Raw genomic sequence first — 3020 nt, 5'->3', positions numbered from 1 at the left:
GAACGGCCACGCTACTTGAGGTGCCCGAGCCAGGAATTCATAGTCTTTGGCTTTGAGTCCGTTGAGATCGTCAGCCGAATAGCTTGTTTTAAGCTGACGGCTGACGACTGATAGCTGAATGCTTACCCAATAATGCTTTTCCTCTTCCTGTCCTACCCGGCACCGAAGCGCTAGGGTGTCTATGGGCTTTTGGAGTTTTCTCAAGAACCATTAGCCCCATAAAGCACACGAGCATTATCACACAAAATCTCCATAGCAACTGACTCCGCCTCCTTAGCAGTCAAATCCCCATCCTGAATCGCTCCTTCCAAAACCTGTGCCAATACTATCCGTGCCCACTTGGCTCCCAAGTAATATAATTCCGGGATATTGTGAGCATCAGAAGAATACATCAGTTTACTGGTTGGGACAAATTCCAATAACTGCTGCACCACGCTACGCATCCCAGCCACACTTAAAAAAGGTACCGCTAACCCGAAATCTAAATACACCTGAGGATAGACGGCTGCTAGATAACCGGCTTCTTGGGTATAGGGATAAGAGCCATGCAGCAGGACAATCTGAGCATTACGGAAGCGTTGGTCTTCCAAAAGCGAACGCATTTGACACTCCCCGGTCTAAAGACGCGGGGATTCTTGCTTGGCCGTAGGCCACGCTACGCGAACAACGAGGTGACTTACTCAACCAGGCCGGAACCAGGAAAAATAGAGGTCTCCTCTCCGCAAGCGTTCGGGTCAATGACCCAAGTTCCGGTGTGCCCCACCATACTTAAGGCTCGTTTAAGGATATTGATTGCGGCATTGTGGTCTCTATCCAACTGGCAACCACACTTGCAGGCATGAGTCCTAGTTGAGAGAGACTTTTTCACAACCTCGCCGCACTCGGAACATTTTTGGCTCGTGTAGGCAGGATTAACCGCGACAGTCACTCTTCCAAACTTAGAGCCAAAATGCTCCAACCATTTCCTAAACTGATACCAACCTGCATCATTAATAGACTTGGCAAGACAATGGTTTTTAAGCAAATTCTTAACCCTCAGATCTTCGTAAGCGACCAAGTCGTTAGACCTAACTACGCAGCGCGCCGGAGACGAAACCTTAGAAGAGTGCAGCCTTACAACAAAACCTGTCACCTTTGATGCATAGCCTACCAACTATAAAGGCTGCACTCTTCTTGCGGTAACTTCTAACCAGTCTTTTGGCGTGCTCTATGCGCTTCGCGCAGGCTACGCCAACACGTTGCCTACTTATTCTAAGGTGTATCCTACCTAATTTATTAATGGCTTTTCGACGGTTAGCTGTTCGCGAAGCGTGGCCTACGGCCTTGCCTTTCTTTTTTCGGGATACTCGACGTTGATGAAACTTTAGCCGTTTCTCTCCCGTTCTATAAAATCTCGGGTTCGGTTCAGTTAGTCCATCGGAATCCGTATAGAAATCTTTCAGCCCAACATCTAGTCCGACGTTCTTACTAGTGGGTTCTAGTTCCTCGTTAATGTCAACCTGAACACAAAACTGAACATAATACCCATCAGCCCGACGAACTATGCGAACCCGCTTGATTTGCTTTTTGTCCAATCTCCACAAGTCCCAGGTGCCCTTGAGTTTAAGCTTTCCGATTCCTTTTTTGTCGCTAAATACTATAGACTTCTTGTCAGGTGATAATTTCCACCCAGACTGTTTATATTCGACCGAACGACAATGCTTCTGAAATCGGGGAAACCCCTTCTTTCCAGGCACCTTTTTTTTGCAGTTATCAAAGAATCGAGCGATTGATGACCATGCCCGTTCAGCACTAGACTGACGAGCAGTAGAGTTTAACTCGTTGGCAAACGGAAATTTTTTAGCAAGAACGGCACTATATTTATTGAGATCGTATTTGCTCACACCTTTGTTGTCCATCCAATAACGCAAGCAACTGTTTCGGATAAATTGAACCGTCCTAATCGCCTCGTCTATAGCAGAATATTGATGGTTTTTGCCGTATGATTTAAACTCTAGAATGATCATCGGTATCGACCTCTCCCGCTCTTAATTGATCCTACAACACCCAGCACAAAATTCCGAAACTTCCCAAGATATTTTTCTCAAGGCGCGTCAAGCCGCTGTGAGCCTTCATCCCCAGTCTAACGACACGGGGTTTTCGGCTTTGGAGGACTTTTATAATTGTCTGGTAGTTAGGGTAAGAAGATTTTTATTGAACCACGAAGGCACAAACTACCCGAAAAAGTCTAGGGACTGTTTCGAGGATTGGTAGCGATCGCTTTGCTTGGTGGTGGGGTAAAACATTTCGATGGTGATACCTGTAACTGTGTTTTTGCCAGGATTGCTGGGAATATTATGAGTGTAACCCCTAATTTTAAGTCAACTAGAATACTCCTTCAGCACCAAAGATGAAAAATTTCCCGTTTCAAGTAGTAGTATACCTAGCTACTTTGATCACGACAACTATGGCTAGTGCTAATGCTGAAACTGTCGTTGCTCAGATGGATTTTGACCGCCGTAACCCCTCGACAGAGAAAGTTGCTGCACAAGGGAGAATGATCAATCAGTTGTGGCAACAAGCCAGTCAGTTACGAGGAATTGGTAAGTATAGTGAAGAGATTACGATACGGTCGCAGATTGTAAAACTTCAGCCAGACTCTTTCTTAGCTTGGTATTGGCGAGGGGATACGTTGAGTAGCTTGGGCAAGTACGAAGCCGCGATCGCTTCCTATGATCAAGCGATTAAAATTAAGCCCAATTACCTTTTAGCGTGGTTTGAGAAAGGCAAGGCAAACCATGAACTCAAACGATACGATGCGGTGATTACTGCCTGGAAGCAAGCACTTTCAATTCAAGCCACATCAGAATTTGAACAGCAGTTGGTACAGACAATTATTCCTAAAAAAATTGCCGTAAGCATTCAGGTGATGGGGTTGACAAAAAGGGAAGGATGAGTAGTAGTGTAGAACCATGGAAATCAAACCGCCAGCTATCCCAAATAGCTTTGAAGCTCTGGAACTGCTGCCCCAATCAGTTCTG

The 3020-nt window shown here is 45.7% G+C and carries 4 protein-coding genes and 1 pseudogene; 1 reads left to right on the top strand and 4 read right to left on the bottom strand.

The window, feature by feature from the left end:
• The 4 genes and pseudogenes from F6K46_RS39010 to F6K46_RS38995 all read right to left on the bottom strand — a co-directional run.
• Nucleotides 1-204 (bottom strand): hypothetical protein (locus tag F6K46_RS39010; protein ID WP_293068660.1); only part of this gene is annotated, 204 nt, incomplete at its 3' end.
• Nucleotides 201-602, bottom strand: a complete 402-nt coding sequence (locus F6K46_RS39005) for an amidohydrolase family protein (protein ID WP_293068658.1) — start codon at nt 600-602, stop codon at nt 201-203. The genes F6K46_RS39010 and F6K46_RS39005, both read right to left, overlap by 4 nt.
• A 74-nt stretch (nt 603-676) precedes the next feature.
• Nucleotides 677-1084, bottom strand: a pseudogene (locus tag F6K46_RS39000) (transposase); the annotation flags it as partial.
• Between the two features lie 13 nt (nt 1085-1097).
• Nucleotides 1098-2006, bottom strand: coding sequence for a transposase (locus tag F6K46_RS38995; protein WP_293068652.1), 909 nt, complete (start codon nt 2004-2006; stop codon nt 1098-1100).
• 440 nt (nt 2007-2446) lie between these two features.
• Between F6K46_RS38995 and F6K46_RS38990 the strand changes: the two genes are divergently transcribed.
• Nucleotides 2447-2935, top strand: a complete 489-nt coding sequence (locus F6K46_RS38990; protein ID WP_293068649.1) for a tetratricopeptide repeat protein — start codon at nt 2447-2449, stop codon at nt 2933-2935.
• Nucleotides 2936-3020 lie beyond the last annotated feature (85 nt).

This window comes from Moorena sp. SIO3E8, from assembly GCF_010692445.1.
In the GTDB taxonomy this organism is placed as follows: Bacteria; Cyanobacteriota; Cyanobacteriia; order Cyanobacteriales; family Coleofasciculaceae; genus Moorena; species Moorena bouillonii.
This window is presented reverse-complemented; position numbering and strand designations above follow the sequence as displayed.